General features: G+C 43.5%; 22 protein-coding genes and 1 pseudogene. All 23 read left to right on the top strand.

Translation table 11 applies throughout. The annotated features are described in order from the left end of the window. Positions 1–9: 9 nt before the first annotated feature. Complete coding sequence (locus tag CGICJO_RS11110; RefSeq protein ID WP_486498938.1) at positions 10–3,165, top strand: phage tail tape measure protein; 3,156 nt, start codon at positions 10–12, stop codon at positions 3,163–3,165. Continuing rightward, positions 3,155–3,808 carry a LysM peptidoglycan-binding domain-containing protein gene (locus CGICJO_RS11105; protein WP_486498937.1) on the top strand — a complete coding sequence of 218 codons (654 nt, stop codon included), beginning with the start codon at positions 3,155–3,157 and terminating at the stop codon, positions 3,806–3,808. Before CGICJO_RS11110 ends, CGICJO_RS11105 begins: the two co-directional genes overlap by 11 nt. A 16-nt stretch (positions 3,809–3,824) precedes the next feature. Further along, positions 3,825–4,805: an XkdQ/YqbQ family protein gene (locus CGICJO_RS11100; RefSeq protein ID WP_486498936.1), complete on the top strand. Its 981-nt coding sequence runs from the start codon at positions 3,825–3,827 to the stop codon at positions 4,803–4,805. An 11-nt stretch (positions 4,806–4,816) separates the two neighbouring features. Beyond that, positions 4,817–5,134, top strand: a complete 318-nt coding sequence (locus CGICJO_RS11095; protein ID WP_486498935.1) for a DUF2577 family protein — start codon at positions 4,817–4,819, stop codon at positions 5,132–5,134. A 1-nt stretch (position 5,135) separates the two neighbouring features. Next, on the top strand, positions 5,136–5,540 hold the full coding sequence (locus tag CGICJO_RS11090; protein WP_486498934.1) for a DUF2634 domain-containing protein: 405 nt from the start codon (positions 5,136–5,138) through the stop codon (positions 5,538–5,540). A 2-nt stretch (positions 5,541–5,542) separates the two neighbouring features. Then, entirely contained in the window at positions 5,543–6,646 is a 1,104-nt protein-coding gene (locus tag CGICJO_RS11085; protein ID WP_486498933.1) for a baseplate J/gp47 family protein, read from the top strand. Next, a complete protein-coding gene (locus tag CGICJO_RS11080; RefSeq protein ID WP_486498932.1) occupies positions 6,643–7,437 on the top strand; it encodes a putative phage tail protein in 795 nt (264 codons plus the stop codon). Before CGICJO_RS11085 ends, CGICJO_RS11080 begins: the two co-directional genes overlap by 4 nt. 3 nt (positions 7,438–7,440) lie before the next feature. After that, on the top strand, positions 7,441–7,827 hold the full coding sequence (locus CGICJO_RS11075) for a phage tail-collar fiber domain-containing protein (RefSeq protein WP_486498931.1): 387 nt from the start codon (positions 7,441–7,443) through the stop codon (positions 7,825–7,827). Between the two features lie 12 nt (positions 7,828–7,839). Further along, entirely contained in the window at positions 7,840–8,730 is an 891-nt protein-coding gene (locus CGICJO_RS11070) for a hypothetical protein (RefSeq protein ID WP_486498930.1), read from the top strand. An 11-nt stretch (positions 8,731–8,741) separates the two neighbouring features. Continuing rightward, positions 8,742–9,419 carry a hypothetical protein gene (locus tag CGICJO_RS11065; protein ID WP_486498929.1) on the top strand — a complete coding sequence of 226 codons (678 nt, stop codon included), beginning with the start codon at positions 8,742–8,744 and terminating at the stop codon, positions 9,417–9,419. Position 9,420: 1 nt separating this feature from the next. Next, positions 9,421–10,671, top strand: a complete 1,251-nt coding sequence (locus CGICJO_RS11060) for a hypothetical protein (protein WP_486498928.1) — start codon at positions 9,421–9,423, stop codon at positions 10,669–10,671. Positions 10,672–10,684: 13 nt separating this feature from the next. Next, positions 10,685–11,740 (top strand): hypothetical protein, encoded by a 1,056-nt coding sequence (locus tag CGICJO_RS11055; protein WP_486498927.1) that lies wholly within the window; start codon positions 10,685–10,687, stop codon positions 11,738–11,740. 14 nt (positions 11,741–11,754) lie between these two features. Continuing rightward, a complete protein-coding gene (locus CGICJO_RS11050; protein WP_486498926.1) occupies positions 11,755–12,096 on the top strand; it encodes a hypothetical protein in 342 nt (113 codons plus the stop codon). Between the two features lie 15 nt (positions 12,097–12,111). Beyond that, on the top strand, positions 12,112–13,320 hold the full coding sequence (locus tag CGICJO_RS11045) for a hypothetical protein (RefSeq protein ID WP_486498925.1): 1,209 nt from the start codon (positions 12,112–12,114) through the stop codon (positions 13,318–13,320). A 16-nt stretch (positions 13,321–13,336) separates the two neighbouring features. Beyond that, positions 13,337–13,747, top strand: a complete 411-nt coding sequence (locus tag CGICJO_RS11040; protein WP_486498924.1) for a phage holin family protein — start codon at positions 13,337–13,339, stop codon at positions 13,745–13,747. Next, a complete protein-coding gene (locus CGICJO_RS11035) occupies positions 13,747–14,658 on the top strand; it encodes an N-acetylmuramoyl-L-alanine amidase (RefSeq protein WP_486498923.1) in 912 nt (303 codons plus the stop codon). Before CGICJO_RS11040 ends, CGICJO_RS11035 begins: the two co-directional genes overlap by 1 nt. 121 nt (positions 14,659–14,779) lie before the next feature. Beyond that, positions 14,780–16,312, top strand: coding sequence for a recombinase family protein (locus tag CGICJO_RS11030; RefSeq protein ID WP_486498922.1), 1,533 nt, complete (start codon positions 14,780–14,782; stop codon positions 16,310–16,312). A gap of 431 nt (positions 16,313–16,743) precedes the next feature. Then, positions 16,744–17,664: a ParM/StbA family protein gene (locus CGICJO_RS11025; protein WP_486498921.1), complete on the top strand. Its 921-nt coding sequence runs from the start codon at positions 16,744–16,746 to the stop codon at positions 17,662–17,664. After that, entirely contained in the window at positions 17,661–17,936 is a 276-nt protein-coding gene (locus tag CGICJO_RS11020) for a plasmid segregation centromere-binding protein ParR (RefSeq protein ID WP_486498920.1), read from the top strand. The genes CGICJO_RS11025 and CGICJO_RS11020 overlap by 4 nt, the downstream gene beginning before the upstream one ends. A gap of 161 nt (positions 17,937–18,097) precedes the next feature. Continuing rightward, positions 18,098–18,655: a hypothetical protein gene (locus CGICJO_RS11015; RefSeq protein WP_486498919.1), complete on the top strand. Its 558-nt coding sequence runs from the start codon at positions 18,098–18,100 to the stop codon at positions 18,653–18,655. 142 nt (positions 18,656–18,797) lie between these two features. Further along, positions 18,798–19,946 (top strand): DNA (cytosine-5-)-methyltransferase, encoded by a 1,149-nt coding sequence (gene dcm, locus CGICJO_RS11010; protein WP_486498918.1) that lies wholly within the window; start codon positions 18,798–18,800, stop codon positions 19,944–19,946. Then, positions 19,936–20,895, top strand: coding sequence for an amidoligase family protein (locus CGICJO_RS11005; RefSeq protein ID WP_486500028.1), 960 nt, complete (start codon positions 19,936–19,938; stop codon positions 20,893–20,895). Before dcm ends, CGICJO_RS11005 begins: the two co-directional genes overlap by 11 nt. 39 nt (positions 20,896–20,934) lie before the next feature. Continuing rightward, positions 20,935–21,417 (top strand): annotated as a pseudogene (locus CGICJO_RS11000) (gamma-glutamylcyclotransferase family protein); the annotation flags it as partial. Between the last annotated feature and the right edge of the window lie 71 nt (positions 21,418–21,488).

Here is a 21,488-nt window from a genome sequence, read left to right as displayed (position 1 = left end):
CAGGATAAAATGAGTAATAGTCTTGCCGGCATAGATGCACGAGGTCAGGAGCTTACAAATACATTAAAAAATATTGGGAAGGCAGCAACGGCAGCTTTTTCAATAGCTAAGATTGTTGAATTTGGCGATGCCAGTGTTCAAGCGGCTAATCAATTTAACAAAGGAATGAAAGAAGTATTTACTCTGCTTCCAGGAATATCAAAACAGTCTATGTCAGCAATGACAAACGATGTAAAAGAGTTTTCTAAAGAAATGGGAACCTTAACATCTGAAACAGTTCCTGCGCTTTATCAAGCTTTGTCCGCTGGTGTATCTCAAGACAGCGTTTTTGATTTTTTGGAAACAGCGAACAAGGCTGCAATTGGTGGAGTAACAAACCTTGAAACAGCGGTTGACGGACTTTCGTCTGTAGTTAACGCCTATGGTGAGGATACAGTGTCTGCATCTAAAGCCAGCGACCTTATGTTCACCACAGTAAAGCTCGGTAAAACTACCTTTGAGGAGCTTTCATCAAGCTTATATAATGTGGTTCCGACAGCTGTAGGCGCAGGTGTTGCTTTTGAGGATGTTTCCGCAGCTCTCGCCGCAATGACCGCACAAGGTATTCCGACAAGCGTTGCAACTACACAGCTGAGACAGGCAATTGTAGAGTTGTCGAAAAGCGGAACGGAAACAGATAAAATCTTCAGGCAGATTGCAGGAAAAGGATTTACAGATTTTATAGCTGAAGGAAATAATATACAGCAAGCATTTCAGCTTTTGGAACAATATGCATCGGATACTAATGTTGGTGTAAATGATTTGTTTGGCTCAGTTGAAGCTGGAAATGCTGTATTAGCACTCACAGGTCAGGGAACAGAAAAGTTCACACAATCTATGAGTGAGATGAGAGAGGCGATCGGCGCAACTGATGCCGCTTTTAAAACTATGGAAGAAGATCCCGGAAGAAAATGGGATAGAATAGTTGCGGCGGCAGAGGTTGCACAAATCAACATAGGAAATGTACTTATTGATAAACTACTTCCGATTATGGAGTGGGTTCAGGATAATATTGATGACATTGCAGCGGGTGCCGAGACCGCTTTTGATATTATTGGAGACTCTGTAGGTAAGGCGTGGAAAATAGCAGAACCAGCTGTAACTTTTATCAAGAATAACCCAGATGTAATCGCAGTAGCACTTGCAGGCATAGGTTCAGCGATTATTTCCTACAAAGTTATATCTGGTATATCAGGAGTTGCCAAAGCAATAAAAACATTTAACAGCGCTTTTAAAGCTTCTCCTGTTGGCATTATAACGGCGGTTGTAGGAGGCGTTGTTGCTCTTGGTTCTGCGATACAAGCAAGCGTACAAAAAATGAAAAAACAAAACCTTGCAGAGCATTTTGGAGATATAACTTTATCTGCAGAAGAACTTGAAGATGTTGCGTCAAGAATTGTTAGAGCTGATCCATTTGGTAAGCTTGCTAAATCAGCTCAGGCTATGAGTAATATCGAAAAGTATATCGACGATATAAGCAGCTATATGTCTGAAATTGATAAGGCCAATTGGAAGGTATCTGTGGGATTAGAACTTACCGAAACGGAAAAAGAAGCTTATAGAAACAATATAACCTCTTTTATTTCCGATACACAGTCTGTACTACAGGAAAAACAGTATCAGCTGACATTATCTGTTGATGCTTTGTTTGCAGAAGGAGAGGGCGGACAGCCTATAAAAGATTCTATTAACTCTTCATTCTCAGGTTATCAATCAGAACTTGCAGCATTGGGCACACAGCTTCAGGATGCTGTAAACGCAGCATTTGAAGATGGATTGCTTGATATTGATGAAGCTAAAGAAATAGCAGAGCTTAAAAATCAGATGGCTGAAATGGTAAACCAGCTTACTGCGTATGAATTTGATGCGCAGCTTGAAGTGTTGGCAGACCCAATTTTAAAAGGCGGAGACCTTACTCCTGAATCATTTGAAGCTTTGATGGGAAAGATTAACGAACAAATAGCTTCTGCAAGCGAACAATATGAGAGTGCATATGTTGATATATCATCTGCCCTTAAACTTCAATTAGGCAACGGGGAGATAGATCAGGCAACCTACGATGAAGCAATTAGCACGGCCGAAGAAGAGTTAAATAATAGAAAAGCGGAATTGACAATCAAAGGCGTGAAGTTTGCACTTGATACTGTGTCTGAAACATATGGAGAAGAAGCAGCGGCGGCTTTTCAGGAATGGACAACAGTTACTGAGTCTGTGTTTCAAGAACAGCTTGGTGCAATGCAAGAAAACGGCGCTTTTGAGTTCAGACCAGATGAATTTATTTCGATATCTTATGGAACGGGTCTTTCTGAAGAGTCAAAAGCTAATCTTACTGCAATTTTTGATATGCTCAAACCGAGTCAGGAACAATTGCTTGCAATCCAACAATCCTATGCAGATGCGGGTAGGGAAATACCTGATTATATTGCGCAAGGAATATCGGATATTGATGCTCTCGGAGTTGTTACATCAAATACAGATTCAATCTTTAGAACTGTAGGCGGTATGTTTAACGAGGCAGATCCAGAATATGCAGCAATGATAGAAAATGCAAAGAATACAGGTTTGTATGTACCAGCTCAAATTGCAGAAGGAATGCAAAACGCTGAAGCGATGGAACAAATCACAGCGGCTGGTAATGGCATCCTCGAAAGTATGAAAAGTACGCTTGAGCAAGGAGTCACTGCAAATGTACCAGTAACAATTAATTACAGCACAAGCGGCAGTATTAGATACACAGCCACAGCCCCTGCATATGAACAGCACGCAGATGGTACTCTATGGGGAGAAAATGCTTATATAGCAGGTGAAGAGGGTCCCGAACTTATACTTGGCAGAAGCGGAAGTAAGGTATTTCCAACCAAAGAAACAGACAGAATATTGTCCGCTATGTCGGATGTTTCTCCTGATGTTCCCATTCCTGAATTTTTAACAGGTCGGTATGACGAATATAAACGCAGCGATAAAAATATAACGCTTGAGATTAAAGGAAACGGAAAAATATCAATTGATAAAGGAGCTTCAAAGGAAGAGATAGTTACAATTTTGTTTGAATATCTGAAACCCGCATTGCTAAAAATTTTGGCTCAGGAAATATTTGAAGAGGGTGATAATTCCTATGAGTTCTAAATATCAAATTTGGATTACAGCTAATGCTGAAAGTGAAAAAATTCTCATTCCGGTTAACCCAGAGGAAATTAAAATAACACATGGCAGCGGAAATGAAAGTATTACTATATCCGGACTGGGCGAGATACCTATATTTGGTGACCGTCCAGCCACTGTTATTTCATTTTCTTCATTTTTACCTGCAACAAAGTTTTCAGGAATCAATAATGAAGAGATAGTACCTCCCCTAAGCATAGTGAAAAAAATCATAGAGTGGAAGAATAGTAAACGCCCTGTACACTTTTTGGCCACAGGAACAGATATTAACCAATACTGTACTATTGAAGAATTTACATATTCAGAAAAAGGCGGAGACGTCGGCACTATTTATTATGATATATCCTTTAAAGAATATAGAGAGGTTTCAGTGAAGCAAATTCAGGTTAATGATGGAACAGCGGAAATACCTGAGGACACAGAAACCCGCACAGATAATCGACTTCCGGCAAAAACCTATGAAGTAAAATACGGGGATTGTTTATGGAATATCGCTCAGTCCCAGCTTGGCGATGCAACGAGATGGAGAGAAATTTATGACCTTAACAAGGATATAATTTCCAGTTCATTTTTCATTTATGTGGGTCAGGTATTAAAACTGCCGTAATTAAGGAGTGTGAAAAATGATAAGATTGATTCTTTTAAAAGGAGAAAAAGCCTATGATGTAAGTGAATTAGTTTCCTCTGTAAGCTGGAAAGGTCGGCGTGGTTCTGCTGCACGTTCACTTTCCGTCAATTTTATAGACGATGATGGTTACAAACATGACCGTACAGGTATAAATGTAGGGAATGGCGATCGTTGTATATTTTATTGGAATGGTAAAGAGTTATTTAGAGGGATTATAATGCTGCAGGAACAATCAAATAGTAAAAGTATGAGTGTTACAGCGTATGATAATTGTATTTATCTTTCAAATAATTCAGATACATTTACTTATTCAAATAGAACGGCGAGCAGTATTTTTATTGACGTATGCAGCAGGTTTGGGCTGAGAATAGGAGAAGTCACACCGACAAACTATCAAATTGCGGATCTCGTAAAAAGCAAGACTACGGGGTGGGATGCAATCTTAGATGCATTAAGCATTACATTTGAGGCCACTGGGCGCAGATATTATCCAGTTTGTTTAGGTGAAAAAATAAACCTGATAGAGAGAAGAAATAATATTTTACAGTGGGTAATAGAAACCGGTACAAATATTGAAACTTATTCTTATTCAAAAAGTATAGAAAATATAAAATCAAGAATAAAGGTTTTTTCAAAAGAAGACCAGGTTGTTGCACAAGCACAAAACAACTCATTAGAATCTAAAATAGGTATTTTTCAGGATGTTATTTCTGCAGAGGATGATATGAACAGTGCTCAGCTTAATGAGCTTGCCAAGTCAACACTTAAAGAAAAGAGTACACCAGTTGAATCTCTCAATGTGTCTTGCTTAGGAGTGGCTGATGTTATAACTGGAACAGGTGTTTTTGTTAAAATAGCGCCGCTTAATATAGCAAAGACCTATTATGTTGAAAGTGATACCCATGATTTTACAGGTAATAAGCACGTGATGAGTCTATCTCTTTCATTAGCTAACGATATATATGACAGCAATTAGGAGGGATGAAAATGCCAGAACCTCAAAGCGTAAAGGAAATTTTAAGCAAAATTTTAAATCAGGATCTGCAAATTATAAAAGGAAGTGTGGTTTCCTCAAATCCTATATCTGTAAAAGCTTCAAATGATGAGAAACTTATAATCCCGTCGCAACTGTTGTGTGTCCCACACTGCCTAACAGATTATCAAGTTGATCTTGATATAGAGGAAGACGGTCAGAAAAAAAGAATAACAGCGACAATCAGAAACCATTTAAAAATTGGTGATGAGGTATGGCTGCTTTCTTTTAAACGAGGTAAAAAGTATCTGATTATTGACAGGGAGGGGTAGTATGGGTGTTGTGTTGCCTTTCCCAATAGTGTCAGCAAATATGGAAAAAGAAAAACCATCGTTGACCTATAAGCTTGATTTAGATATGGGAAGAATTATTGGGAAAGTTGATGGTATAGAAGCGGTAGAGCAAGCAATAAGAAAAGCACTAATAACTCCACGTTTCAAATGTATTGCCTATGACAATCAGTATGGAAGCGAAATAGAGCAATCAGTAATAATAGGAAACGCCACCGAAGAATATATAAGAGCAGATTTGCCTCGACTTATCAGTGATGCGTTATCTCAGGACACCAGGATAAGGAAAGTAAAAGATGTTAATTTTGATTTCAAAGATAACAGACTTTATATCAGTTTTATTGTAGAAACCATATATGGAACGACAACGATAAGTGAGGTGATTTAAAAGTGTTTGAAGATAAAACACCCGAGTCAATCCTACAGTATGCGCTTAAAAATGCACCTGCTGGGGTTGATACCAGACAAGGCAGCATATATTATGATGCAGTTAAAGGCGTATGTTTTAAAATCGCAGGTTTATATGCAGATATGAATGATGCTTTAGATCTTGTGTTTCTTGATTCGGCCGTAGGTGAGTATTTGGATGCGCTTGGAGAACAATATAAAATGATAAGACTACCAGCTACAGCGGCAAAATACAGATATATCTATTCTGGTACTGAGCCTGAAATAGGAGAGAGATTTTTCGGAGAGGGACTATATTTTTCCTTGCAGAAGGAAGATGATGCCCTGATACTCCAGGCTGAAAATCCCGGCAGTGTCGGAAATAATATTGCAATCGAAACACCTGCAGTCCCGGTAAATAATATAGTCGGATTGATTACATCTGAATTCGGAGAGCTTTTTGAACCGGGAGCAGATATTGAGAGCGACGAAGACTACAGGGAAAGAATAAGAATAAAAATGGCTGGACCATCGGAAAACGGAAACAGATTACACTATAAAACATGGTGTGAACAGATTCAAGGTGTGGGGCGAGCGAGAATAATTCCGCTGTTTGCAGGTGAAAATACCGTAATGGGTGTGCTTATCGGTGTTGATGGTAAACCGGCAACATCTGCTGTTGTGGAAAGAGTCCAGGAATACGTTGATCCTATAACTAAGAATATTGAAAAAGTTTATAACGATAAAAAAATAATAGTTGGTGATGGAACAGGTAACGGTGTCGCAAATATAGGAGCGCACTTTGCAGCTGTTGCAGCAGAAACATTAGAAGTTAATATTTCCTTTAAGGCTGTAAAAAATCCAAACGCAACAGAGGAAGATATAGATACTAAGGTTAAGGAAATGCTTTCTTCGTATTTTAAAGCGATTGTCCTTGATACTCCGGAAGCTGATCCCATGATAATAAGAGTATCAGAGATTGGAGCAAAACTGTTATCTCTGGACTGCATTATAGACTACTCAGATTTAAAGCTGAATGATTCGTCATACAACATAAATCTGAGTGACATTCAGGCCCCTGTAATTGGAGAGGTGACAATAACATGAGCCTTTATGAGAATGCTTATAAAAGCACATATGAGGAAATTCTAACGTATTATCCGTTGTGGTATTCTGATGTTCTTGAGATGACTGCGGTGTGGAAAACTTTGTGCAGTGAATTGGATGAAGCAAGAAACGGAATCGTACAGGCGATAAATAACTGTTTTGTCAACAGTGCTGATGAAGCTGCTATTTCAAGATATGAAAAGTTTTTAGGTGTTACCTATGATGGTGAACGAACCCTTTCTGAACGTCGTGACATGGTTGCTTCATTTTTTATCGGGAAAGGTCATATTGGCGAACCAGAGATTGTTGATATTATGTCAAAGTTCACGAGTGGTTCTATATCCGTAAATTTTGAGAATGGTATTATTACCGTAAAGGTTGAAAGGGAGTTCTCAGATAAATTCAATTTATCTGATAGTACATACGTGTTACTGAAAAGAATACCGGCCCATTTACGTTTAAAATTTTTGGATTTGTCACTTCCTATGGTTTTTCACACGGAAGAGAATTTTATACTGATAGATATTTTGTACGCAGTTGTATTTCAAAACTGCGTTATAGGAGAAGAAAAGAGACTTGACGGTTCGAGTTTGTTGGACGGTACCTGGGTACTATCCGCACCGCTTAAAGGAATTCTAATGGCTGATATAGAGTTCTTTAATAGAATTAAAGAAAATACAGGAAGTGTAAGCGGAACATTAACAAAAGATAATCCTTTTAAGCTTGACGGCACTTATTTCCTAAATGCAGAAAAAAGTCTTAGCGGAGGAATGGACAAGGAGGAGATATAAGCAATGGCAAATACGAGTGTGATTACAAATTATAGGCGTACAAAACTATGCCAGATAACAAGCGGAAATATTACGACGATAGCAAAAATAACACATGTTGCTTTTGGCAACAGAGGTGTTGATTCTGGTGGAGAGCCTCTCACACCTGCATCATCGCAAACTTCCCTCAACAATGAAATAGCCAGATACCCTATAGACAGTGTAGAATATCCAATACCTACAACAGCAAGATATAAGGTTACAATACCCGCAAACGCACTTATGGGTCAAAAAATAAGTGAAGCAGGACTTATTGATCAGGCAGGAAATTTGTGTGCAGTAAAGAATATGTACGAAAAAGTCAAGGATGGGGATACATCTTTTACTTTTACATTTGATGATGAATTTTAAGGAGTGGTAGTTTTGGCATATTATGAAATTCCGGATAATCCAGAATATAGTACAGAAATAAGAAAACTCGAAAATTCGGATCCGGCAAGTGCAGAAAAAGTGTTTAATCCTCTTTTTCAAACCTTAATAAACAATACCCATTATCTCCATAAAAATAAAGCGGATAAAGATATGTCAAATGTTAACGAGGAAGCGTTTATAAAATTGATTTCTACTTTTAATTGTGGAGTGTTTTATGTTGAGGCAACATCAGGAGGTGCTACCAATTTAGTAATTAACAAGCCGGAGATTGAGCTGAAAAAAGGGCTGACTCTTGCAGTAAAAACAGGACCCTTTAACTATGGTTATGAAGTTGATAATCCTACTATCACATTTAATAGTGTTACAAAAAATGTTTTTACTTTGTCGGGAAGTAGAAAGCTCAGACCTACCATAGAGCATACAGTTATATTTTTTACATATTCTGGGGATAATTGGTATATGCAAGATTATGGTTTGGTTTCAGCAAACGATTTGACTTTTTATAAAACTTTGAATGGTGTTTCACAATTTACAGATAAAGGGATAAAAAGCGCAGTCCAGAACGCAATGTGGGAGTATGTATCTATCCCTGCAGAGGATCAAGCACTTTATCCGGGAGGATACAAACCGTTTATATATTATGAGTTTGAAGGAACGCTGACGATGGCTACTGTTTTTGTCAGCGAGTGGGATAAAACGGGTCCTATGCCCATTTATAAATTTCAGTTTACCTGTCCGGATTTTCAGCCTTCTAATTTTGGTATAAATGAGAATATAATTGGTGCTGCTGAATTTAAGAAGAAAATACAGCCAGGTGGAACTTACGTAGTTACGATTATGAATAATATTCTTACCTATCACGAGATTCTCCCTGAAAACTAAGGAGATATGATATGGCGATGATTATAAAAGAAATTTCTGCAGCGGTTGATGAAAAAAACAATGTTCCTGTAATTGTCGCAAAGCAAAAAGATTTTAAATCACGGTTTATCAATGTAAGGCTCATAAATTCAGGTGGATTTATGAAAATTCAAAAGAATGCAAATGTTATTGCAAATTTTAAACGAGGTGACGGTGAAGCAAAATCATTTGCAGGAGGTGTAAATGAAGATGGCACAGTAAAAATCCTGTTGCCATTTTGGGTTTTAGAGCTAAGCGATACTGCTGTGTGTGATATATCTATAATAGAACCTGATGGTAGCAAGCTGACATCTATGTCATTTAATATTGTAGTAGAGGAAGCTGCAAATCCAGAGAATAGTGATATATCAGAGGATGATGACTATGAGATCCTGCTGTCACTTATAAATGAGGTCCAGGCTTTAAAAGAACACTGTAAAGAGGCTATAGATGTTGCGCTCGATACAGCGGAAGATTTAAAACAAGCTGCAGAAAATGGAGAGTTCGACGGTGCGTCTCCGGAAATTGGTGAAAACGGTAACTGGTTTATTAACGGTAACGATACTGGTAAGCCGAGTGTAGGAGAGGTATCAGAAAAAACTATACAGGAAATGGTTGATAGCTATTTGGCTACCGACCATTTTATTTTAGAATGTGAAATAGGAGGTTAACATGGAAAAAACATTAAAAGGAAGAATAAAACTGCTTTCTTATACATCGTCCGAGTGGAATTCTAAAAATCCTATCCTTTTTAAAGGAGAAGTCGGAATAGAAAGCGATACATCAAAGTTTAAATTCGGTGACGGTGAAAGTGATTGGAAAACTCTTTCATACGCAGGAGTTGATGCATCTCAACTGCAGGAACTGATAGACGCTAACAGAGATAACGTGTATTCTGTTGAAGCAGAAGAAGAGCAGGATGATTTGGAAGCTTTAAACACCGCCGTTGAAACACCGAAAAAGGGAGACATAGGTGTTGTTAAAAGAGTTATCGCTGATGACAAAAAAACATATACGACCTATGTATATAACGGATCTACTTGGGAAGCAGCTGATGGAAGCTACGATGCGACAAATGTGTATTTCGGTTCGGATTTGGTTATTACTGCTGCCATTGGTGTACAGACACCAGATTCGAGCGGCTCAAAAATCTTGCCAACAACTGGTAAAAATGTGAAGCAGGTTTTTGATTTGATCGTAGCACAGGAAAAAAATCCTTCGGTAACTCAGCCTGCGGTGACCGTTTCATCTTCTAACATGGGAGCAAAAGAAGCAGGTACAAAAGTTGCCCCACAGTATACGGCTTCTTTAAGTGCAGGTTCTTATCAATTTGGTCCTGCTACAGGGATCACTGCTACATCCTGGAATATCACTGATACAAACGGAAATAAGTCAACAAATGCAACTGGTACGTTTGCTGAGTTTCAGGTTACCGACGAAACAAACTATTCCATTACCGCTGTTGCTCAACACGGTAATGGTGCTGTACCAAAAACCAACCTGGGAAATGATTATACTGCAGGTCAGATTAAAGCAGGTTCAAAAACAGGGAATAAAGGTTCAATTACAGGATACAGAAACAGTTTTTACGGAACAACAGCGTCTAAAGATGTACCAACAGATTCGGATGTTGTAAGAGTTTTGACCGGAAAATCCAATAAAGCTTTGACAAACGGGGCAACCTTTAACGTAAGTATTCCGGTAGGTGCGTTGAGAGTGATAATTGCATATCCAGCGACTTTGAGAGATGTGACATCTATCCTTGATGTTAACGGATTAAATGCGGAAATAAAGAGCGGCTTTACAAAAACAGAAGTACAGGTTGAAGGCGCAAATGGTTTTGATGCTATTGCATATAAAGTATATACAATGGATTATGCAAAAGCTAATGATACGGCTAATACCTATAAAGTAACTATATAAGGAGGGAATTCACATGGCAGATTTTGGTAAGTTAAATTTTTCAGTAAGTTTTAATCCAACGAGTGGATTTCCGCTGGATGCGAGATATTATTTCAGCACACTTGCTTCGGCACAGGAGGCTGCTGCTTCCGCTGTAGAAGTTGGAAGTGCGGATGGAACTTACTTTATAGGTCAAAACATAGTTGTTGTTGAGGGAGATACAGCAACGCTTTATGTTATACAACCCAATAAGCAGTTAAAAGCTGTTGGTGCAGCACTTGTCGGCGATAATAAATCTATTGAAGTGGCTGAAAACGGAACAATCAGTCTGAAGGGACTTGCAAATGCTAAGACAGGTGCTTATCCAGCGAAAAAAGCAGACGGAACTATAGAATGGGTAACACCAACAGCCGCTTCTACATACACAATCGAAAAAGAGGCATCGGCGACTGCTGGATATTTGTCGTCTTACACTCTGAAAAAAGACGGTGTACAGGTTGGAGATAAAATCGATATACCAAAAGACTATCTTGTTAAATCAGCGTCCGTAAAAGATTCTGTGGGGGAAGGTGACCCATCTGGTTTACCGGCTGGAGTGAAATATATTGATTTTATCATAAATGCAAAAGACGACGATGGACAGGAATCACACGTTTATTTGAACGTAAATGAACTCGTTGATGCTTATACAGCTGGAACAGGTATATCTATAAGCGGAGAAAATGAAATCGGTGTAAAGGTTGTGGCGGCTAACGGATTATCTGTAGATGCTTCCGGTATAAAAATGGCGGTTGCCACCACCGGAACGGCAGGCGCACTCAGCGCAGCTGATAAAACAAAGCTTGACAGCGTATCATCTGGAGCGCAAGCGAATGTTATTGAGTCTATAAGTATCAACGGTGAGAAAATTTCACCGGTTGAAAAAGATGTACCTATTCCAATCGCAGCTGCAACAAGGCTTGGCGTTATTAAAGCAGACAACACATCTATAAGTATTTCCGGTGACGGGACAGCGTCTGTAAAATCTGTAAATACAAGCCTTTTGTCTCAAAATGAAGACGACGTATTGATTATAGATTGTAGTATATGAGGGCGGTGAGCGGTATGGCAGAAAATACAATACGTTCATTGCTTAGGCTCAATCAAAAGACCTATGAGGAATTATATACAGAAAATAAAATATTCCGAGAAGGTGAACCAGTGGTATGTGTTATCCCTGCCGCTCAAGATGCTGTACAGCAAGAGCCTTGTGTTATGTTGAAAATTGGGGACGGTGTAACGCCGTTTCGTTCACTTCCTTGGGTATCGGGTTTGGCCGCAAATGTTTATGACTGGGCTTTAAGCTCTTCAAAGCCAGATTATCAAACCTCAGAGATCAAAGGATTAGATACAAAATTAAACGATTTACAAAGCTCCATTCAAAAATTGAAATGGAAAAGAATATAAAAAGGAGATAATTTTATGTCAGAAATATTTTCAAACGCAGATATACTTATGTTGCCAAGTTTCATTTCTACAACATCTGATAAAATTGATACAGTTCCGGTAGAGGATGGACAGATTATTGTTTTATCTGATAAAAGTGGATATTTTTACGATTTTGACGGAAAAAGACGTGCTGTTGGAGGTATATCCTTTATCCCGGATTTGAGTGAGTCAGGGCAAGAAGATATACTCTACATATGTACAGAACCGGCAGGTCTTTATCTGTGGAACAGCGGAGAGTACAGTAGTATTGTACATGATTCAAATGTTCCGGATCTTTCAGTAGAAAATGAAAGACTTGGATGCATGTTGTATAAAACAGGAGCCGACACATCAGAGTGGGGAGCAGGAACAACATATTTTTGCAGAAATAATTCCATAGGTGAAGACAACAGCACAGAAATAGGAAAAACAATTCTTGATATTGCAAACAAAACACCGATGGTTAAACTTGCTATAGCGGGTGAGTTAAATGTAAATTACGGACCTTTGGTAATTCCTGATTTGTCATCGGCGCAGTACAAAAAGTTAACTATAATTTTGGACTTTAGCCAGTGCGTAATTAAAGCCCCGTATAGCGTGAATTCTGTTTTCAGCTTTATCCAGGTGACAAACACCTCGAATATCGAAAGTATCCACATAAGAGGACTTTTGATAGACCATTCAGTTGCACCGCTGAGCATAATATCAGCTGACCCTGCTTATCCACAGTCTATGTCAGTATATTTTGAAAACTGTAGTTTCTTGTTGGGCCGATATTCAAATAACACATCCAAACCTTATTTGTTGGTTGAAGGAACCGGTGGAACTTATCCCACATATTATTTTGATAACTGCACTTTTAAGAGTAATTATGACTCAAATAAAGAGGAAACTTTCAGAAAGGGCCTGATTGTAAATCTTTATCAATCAAGCGACTATCCTTCTTTTATGTTTTTTAACTGCTGTAAGTTTATGTTGGCTGATAACGAGAGTGCCTTGGACGGAACAGGTATATCAAACGGTGCTTATGGTATTACAAACTATTGGGGAGACAAACACATATTTAGATTTACAGGATGTGTGATGAGTGAATCTATATTGATGGCGCAAGCTGATTTTTCGTCCATCAACACATCTACAAAGCTGCAAGTGATATTTAATAACAGCAACACTACAGGAACAAATATTTTATATAGTAATTAAAGAAGGGAGAAAATAAATGAAACAAATCTGGACTTTAATACAAATAGCCTTTTCCACTTTTGGCGGTTTTATCGGCTGGTTCTTAGGCGGAAACGACGGCTTTATTTACGCACTTTTGGCGTTTGTAGTAATCGACTACATAACCGGAATTATGTGCGCTATAGCCGATAAGGAGCTTTCAAGCGAAGTGGGATTTAAAGGCATATGCAAAAAGGTTCTCATCTTCGCTTTGGTGGGAATTGGAAATCTTTTGGATATATACATTCTGGGACAGGCAGGTATTTTGAGAAATGTGGTAATCTTCTTTTATCTTTCAAATGAAGGCGTTTCAATTCTTGAAAACGCTTCACATCTGGGCTTACCGGTTCCGGAAAAATTAAAGGAAATACTTAAACAGCTGCATAATGGAAAGGAACATGAAAACTAATGTCATATACAAATTCTTCTCTTATATCATATACAAAATTAAGCCCTAACCATTCAGGTGAGAGAACCCACTCCATTGACCGCATTACTCCCCACTGTGTGGTTGGTCAGTGTGCAATCGAGACACTGGGAAATCTTTTTGCGGCGACTTCCTGCCAGGCATCCTCCAACTATGGAATAGGCTTTGACGGAAGAATGGGAATGTTTGTTGAAGAGAAAAACCGCTCCTGGTGTTCATCTTCAAACGATAATGACCAGAGAGCGGTAACAATAGAATGTGCTTCAGACACCACAGCGCCATATGCTTTCTACGACGTGGTTTACCAGTCACTTATCAATCTTTGTGTTGATATCTGCAAGCGTAACGGTAAAACAAAGCTTTTGTGGCTTGGCGATAAAGATAAAACCCTTGCCTATGAACCAAAATCAAATGAAATGGTGCTTACTGTACATAGATGGTTTGCAAACAAGAGTTGTCCAGGTGATTGGCTTTACAGCCGTTTGGGCGACCTTGCAGACAAGGTAACTTCCAAGCTCAGCGGCAGTTCTGACAATTCTGATAACACCGACGACGGTACAATCTACAGAGTTCAGACCGGAGCCTTTTCGCAGAAAGCCAATGCCGAAGCACAGCTCGAAAAGTTGAAAGAAGCCGGATTTGACGGTTTTATCACAACAGGTACGATTCAGAAGCCGGATAACACTCCCGATGAACCTGCCCTTGCTGTAGGCGATAAAGTAAAGCTCGACAGTGATGCCACAGTGTACGGCACATCAATGAAGTTTTCATCTTGGATATATGACTCTACCCTGTATGTAAGGGAAATCAGCGGCGACCGTGTGGTTGTCTCCACTCAGAAAACCGGAGATATTACCGGAGCGGTTGACAAGAAATATTTGAGTAAGATTTAACATTATTCTTAGGGGAGCAGAAATGTTCCCCTTTATTTTTTTGCCTAAAGCTAAATAAATATTGATTTAACAGCGTCAAAATGATATTCTTATAATAGAAATTTGAAAAAGAGTGATAATAATGGAAACAGCGGTAATTTATGCGAGATATAGTACCGGTCACAACCAAAAAGAAGAGTCCATTGAGGGACAAATAAGAGAGTGTACAGCCTTTGCGAAGGCTAACGACCTGCAAATAGTTGAAATATATGCCGACCGCCGGCAGTCAGGCAGAAGCGACAACAGAGAAGCATTTCAAAAAATGCTTAGTGACAGCAAAAAGAAGCTTTTTAATTATGTTATTGTTTGGAAAATAGACCGTTTCGGGCGAAACAGGGAAGAGATAACAAAGAATAAAGCGTTATTGCGTTTAAACGGTGTAAAGCTTCTATCTGCGAGAGAAAACATACCCGAAGGGCCGGAGGGGATTATCCTTGAAGCTGTGCTGGAAGGCTTGGCGGAATATTATTCAGCAAACCTATCCCAGAATATCAAAAGAGGAATGAGTGAAGCAGTTATGAAAGGCAAATATGCAGGTTCTTCTGCTGTGCTTGGATATTATGTGGATGATAATAACTATTTTCAAATAAATCCGGCCGAAGCCGACGCAGTCAGAAAAGTATTTGATATGTATGACACAGGTACCGGATACACAAAGATTGCCGAGTGGCTTAATAACAGCGGATTTAAAACATCAAGAGGCAAACCCTATAACTGCAACTCAGTCAAAAAGCTTTTAGCGAACCGCAGATATATAGGGGAGTATAACTGGTCTGATATAACCGGACAAATGCCGCAGATTGTGGATAAAGATAAGTTTGAGCGTGTGCAGGAAAAAATGAAGGCGAGAACTGTCACCCCAAGGCGCAGCGGTGATGTTGATTTTCTTTTGACCGGCAAGCTGTTTTGCGGCCATTGTAAGTCACCAATGTCGGGAGACAGCGGAACCAGTAAATCGGGAGAAAAACACTATTATTACACTTGCAGAGGAAAGAAGCAAAAGCATAATTGCAAGAAAAAATCCGTAAGGAAAGAATGGATTGAAAGCAAAGTCGCACGAGCTACACTTGATTATGTCCTTACGGATGAATCAATAGAATTTATAGCCGAAAAGATGTATCAAATATATAAAAAGAAGCAAAAGAAAAACAGCCAGCTTGCACATCTTAAAAGGCAGCTGGCGTCAACAGAAAAATCCCTTGAAAATCTTTTAAGGGCCATTGAAGCAGGAATATTCGGAGAAACAACAAAGAACAGAATGGACGAGTTGGAAGCCGAAAAAGAGAGATTGCAAGTAGAAATTGCAAAAGAGGAGCTGCATAATAAAGACCTCACTAAAGACCATTTTGTGTTCTACCTTATAACCATGAAAAAAGGAAACTGCGATAAAGCGTTTTTGACGTCAATTTTGGATATGTTCATCGACAGCATTTTTCTTTACGATGATAAGATGCTTATAAACTATAAAATTGGTGACGACTTTGACAGCTCTGAAATAGTTGAGTTAGTCGATTCAGGCAAAGCAGACGCACTTTTATATGAAAATGTTCGGATAAGCAATTCCCAAGTCCACCATGAAGGGTTGACAAAAAAGATGTCAACCCTTTTTTCTTAGTATTCATGCGGGTTTGCGGGCTTTTGGACGGAAAATCCGGAAAACGGTTTTACCGTGGATGTCCAAGGCAAAATCCCCAGCGAAACCCCACAAGCGGGGCTTCCGCCTGATTTTTCAGGCCGGAGGCCCCGCTTTTTTGCGTTCTGCGGCCCTTTTCCCCGTTGTCGGAAGTGTAGAAGTTTCCGGCAGGTTCATAGACAGATTGACGAAAGCCCAAAACGGCCCAAAATCAAACCCTCAAAATACAAGGGGGTAGTGCGCCCTTTTTCAGGAACTCCCCGGCTGGCTGGCCGGGGAGTTTTTTGCGCTTCCCCCCCTCTCACACTCTCCCCCTAAATACTTTACCAGCTGGGAAAGAACAAGATACGCTTCGCTCTTAACCAGCAGGAAACCAAGTTTTCAACAACAGCCAAGAAAGGATGAACAAAACTATGAATATCGGCATCGACCATGGCTACTACTCCATCAAGACCCGGCATTTTTCTTTCCCAGCCGGTATCACCGCCTATTCCCATGAACCCTACACCCTGCAGAACACGCTGGAGTACGGTGGAAAGTTCTTCGTGTGCGGGACCGGCAGACAGCCGATCCTGCGAAACAAGATGGAGAACGAGAACTACTATCTGCTGACCCTTGCGGCCATCGCCAAAGAAATCCAGCAGCGGGGCGCCAAGACGGACTGTTCCGTTACCATCGCAGTCGGCCTTCCTCTGGCTGGGTTTGGGCGGGAGAAGAAGTCCTTCCGGGAGTACCTTCGCCCTTCTTCCCAGCCGGTAGACTTCAAGTTCGAGGGCATCCCCTACAAAGTGACCATCGAGGATGTGAAGCTGTTCCCACAGGGGTATTCCGCCCTGATGATCCACCCGGAACTCCTCCAGAACGAGCCCTCCGTCCTGCTCATGGACATCGGCGGCTGGACGGTGGATCTGATGCGGCTGGACAACAATGTTCCCAACGCCGCCACCTGCCGGAGCCTGGAACTGGGGATGATCCGCTGCATCGACGAGGTAAAAGAACAGGTTCGCCGGGATGTGGGGCTGTCTGTAACCGACGCCCAGGTGGAGCGAGTGCTGGCGGGAAAGCCCTGCAGCATGGACGAGGACGCCCGCAGCATCATCCAAAAGCAGGGCCGCCTCTACACCGAGCGCCTTCTCTCAGCGGCCATGGAAGCAGGGTTTGACCTCAAGGCCATCCCGGTGGTGATGCTGGGCGGCGGCGCAGCGGTGGTCAAGCGCAACGTCGCCCCTCAGGACGGCCTGTGTCGGGTTTTTGCCCTGCTGGATGACCGGGTAAACGCCGAAGGATTCGAGCGGATTTTGGGGCGTTTGTCGGGCGGTGTGGGCAAGGGATGAGCAGGCCCCTTTTTATGTTCCGCCCAAACCTCCAGAATGAGGACCACCGCCGGGCATGGGCCCTGCTGCAGTCTGTGCCGGAAGGCCAGAAAAGCGCCTTCCTGGTGAAAGCGATTCTGGACAGCGCCAGGCAGGACGCCTTGGAGTCCACCCTGCGCCGCATCCTGCGGGAAGAACTTCAGGCTGTCCCTTCCCAGCCGGTGCAGCAGCCGGAGGAAGCCATCCCACCGGAGATGCTCGGCTTTCTCAACACCCTCATGGATGACGGGTAAAATCCCCCAAAGCGGCCCCCAACATAGCCCTTATTGCTTGTGACGTTTGTTGCCCCTGCTTTGGCTGAAAGGTTGTTGGTCTTGGTAATAGCTTTCTCTTCGCTCTTCGGATATGCTTGTGTTGCCCGAAAGGGAAAGAACCAAGCAAAGGAGCGGTGACCGTGGAGACCAAGGGCGTGACCTGTAAAATCCCGCTGGCCCTGCACAACAGGATCAGCGAGGAGATCCGGGAAACGGAAAGCACCATGAGCAAGTTTATTGAAATGATCATCCAAGAGCATTATGAGAAAGGGGCTGGCAAAGTCATGGCAAAGGGCAGAACACTGGCATTTCAGGTGAGTGAGGAATTGTTCCAGCGGGTCAAGGAATACCTGGAACGCTTTGAAAAAGTCCACCACCGCCGCCTGACGCAAAAGGAGTTCATCATCGGGCTTATCGAGCAGGCACTGGAGGAAGCGGAGGAAGAATTCGAGGCCGCCGAGGCAGCCGGACAGGAGGAACAGGAAGAAAGCGCCTGGGCCGCCGTCCAGGGCGAGGAAACCAACGAGGACGATGGTGACCCCAGCACGGGCCTCCCCAGCGAATACGCCGCCTGGAACGCCCCACAGGAGGACGGGCAGGAAACGGCGGACGAGGGCGAGGTAGATGCCGAGAGCGAAACAGCTGAAACCGAAGATGCCGGTGAAACCGAGGAAGTCGAAGAAGAAATCTACGCATAAGAGGAACAACAGCAGCCCGCAGGATTGGGTTCACCCCAGCCCCTGCGGGCTGTTTTCATATCATTTGACACTGCACCATGAAAGGGGTGATGCCGGTTGATTGTGTAGTAGCGTTTCATCAAATTTATGAAAAAGGAGCGTGATGCCCAAAGCCATAACGTATATTGACCTGTTTTCCGGTATCGGCGGGTTCCGGGAGGGACTCAGCCGGGCCGGAGGTTTTGTCTGCGTAGGCCATTGTGAGATCGACAAATATGCCGACCAAAGCTACCGGGCGCTGTTCGATACGAAAGGAGAGTGGTTCCGTGAGGACGTCCGAGAAGCCGACCCCGATGAAATGCCCGACTTCGACCTGCTGTGCGGGGGATTTCCCTGCCAATCTTTTTCTATTGCCGGACACCGTGGAGGGTTTGCCGACCCAAGAGGTACGCTGTTCTTTGAAATTGCCCGGCTGACTGCGGCAAAAAGACCTGCGTATCTGCTGCTTGAAAACGTACCCGGCCTGCTTAACCATGACGGAGGCCGGACGTTTGCGGCCATCCTCCATACGCTGGATGGATTGGGGTATGGTGTGGAATGGCAGGTGCTTAACAGCAAAGATTTCGGCGTCCCTCAATCCCGCAAGAGGGTGTACCTTGTCGGATATCTTGATGAAAGATGCAGAGGAAAAGTACTTCCTTTCACCGAAACAGCAGGAACGCCTCTTAAGCAAATTCGCCCCGGCGCACAGGGGGAGCGCATCTACTCCCCGGAAGGAGTAAGCTGCACCCTGACCTCCCAGGCAGGCGGGATGGGCGGGAAAACCGGGCTGTACTGCACAGGCGTCCCCATCAAGGAAAACACGAAAAAGGGATATAAAATGGCATATCCCGGTGACAGTGTGGATCTGGCATACCCCACCCTCAATACCCGCCGCGGCAGGGTGGGCAGGAAAATCGCCCACACCATCACCACCGGGAGCAGCCAAGGCACCCTTTGCTGTGTGGATATGAACGAGGAACCGGAGCTGACGGACTATGCCCGCTGCCTCACCGCCAAGCAGAACGGCGGGATCCGCAGCCACAAGCGGGAAGCCTCCGGCGTGTGGGACGGATGCCGCATTCGCCGCCTCACGCCACGGGAATGCCTGCGGCTCCAGGGCTGGACGGATGACCGCATCGACCTTGTCCTGCCGCTCCAATCCGACGCCCAACTCTATAAGCAGGCTGGGAACGGAGTCACCGTCAATGTGGTGGAAGCCATCGGAAAGCGGCTGGCCGCTGCCCATCGGGAGGTGACCGCTGTCGATTGACCTGAAAGACCAGTTCTTCGGCTGCGAGATCGAGATGACGGGGCTGACCCGCCAACAGGCTGCGGAAGCGGTGGCCGCCCTGTTCGGCGCCGCCGCCACCCATTCCCGTTCCTCCCGCACCTACGACCCATGGGAGGTCACCGACAACGAGGGGAAAACATGGCGCTTTGTCTTTGACGCCAGCATCCGCGCCACCCATCGGAGTGGGCGCAGGCAGCTTTCCACAGGCGATGATACCTACAAAGTGGAGATGAACTCCCCCAAGCTGGAATACAGCGAGATGGGGAAGCTTCAAGATGTAGTACGCACCCTCCGCCATGCGGGGGCTGTGGTCAATTCATCCTGCGGGATGCACGTCCATGTGGACGCCTCCAAGCACACCCCGCAGAGTCTGAAGAACGCCCTGTCCATCATGTACTCCAAGGAGGATATCCTGTTCAAAGCCCTCAAAGTGGACGAACGCCGGGTGGAACGCTGGTGCCAGAAGGTGCGAGAACCCATGCTGGAGAAGATCCGCAGGCTGCCCACCAACACCACCATGGACCGCCTCAAGCGGGAATGGTACGAGGGAGGCGATGGCAGCTACGAGCACTACAACTGGACCCGGTACTACGCTTTGAACCTTCATTCGGTGTTCTATCGCGGCACATTGGAGTGGCGCTGTTTTGAGAGCACCCTCCATGCCGGCAAGGTGCGCGCCAATATTACGCTGGCGCTGGCCATCTCCGCCCAAGCCATCAATCAGAAGCGGACGGTGATGCGGAAAACCGAGATCAGCGAGAACCCCGCCTTCACCTTCCGCACCTTTCTTTTGCGCCTTGGCCTCATCGGGCCGGAGTACAAAAATGTGCGGGAACACTTACTCTCCAATCTTCCCGGCGACAGGGCCTGGCGGTATGACAAATCCCAGTACCCCAGCCTGCAGAACCGACGCAACCAAGAACGATAGAGGTGATGAAAAACCACAGGGAAACTTTACTTTGCCTACGGCTCCAACATGAACCTGAACCAGATGGCCTTCCGCTGCCCGGACGCCCAGGTGGTGGATACCGTCCGGCTGGAAGGATACCGCCTTGCTTTCCGTATGAATGGTGGCGGGCATGGCGTTGCCACCATCCTGCCAGAGCCAGGCAGCTTTGTGGATGGCGTCCTCTGGCGCATTTCAGAACGGGACGAGCAGAGCCTGGACCACTATGAGGGATTCCCCCGGCTGTATGGAAAGGAACCCGTCACTGTGGTAGACCCGGATGGACTGAAGCGGGAAGTCATGGCCTATACCATGAACAGCCCCTACAAGGACGCCCCCGCACTGCCCTCTCAATCGTACCTGTCCGGCATCCTTCACGGGTGCCGGCAGAACGGGATCGAAATCGAGTCTGTGCTGGACGCTGTCTGGCGCACCCAGCGGGATACGCACCACAAGGTGCTCCCCCGGAAAAAGCCCCGCCAGAAAAATGGCGAGGAACGATAATTCTGCTTTAGCCCCCGTGGGTTTGAGGATTTTCCTCAAATCTGCGGGGGCTTTTTTTATTTTGCCAAAAA

Source organism: Candidatus Limousia pullorum (assembly GCF_057405065.1).
This window is presented reverse-complemented; position numbering and strand designations above follow the sequence as displayed.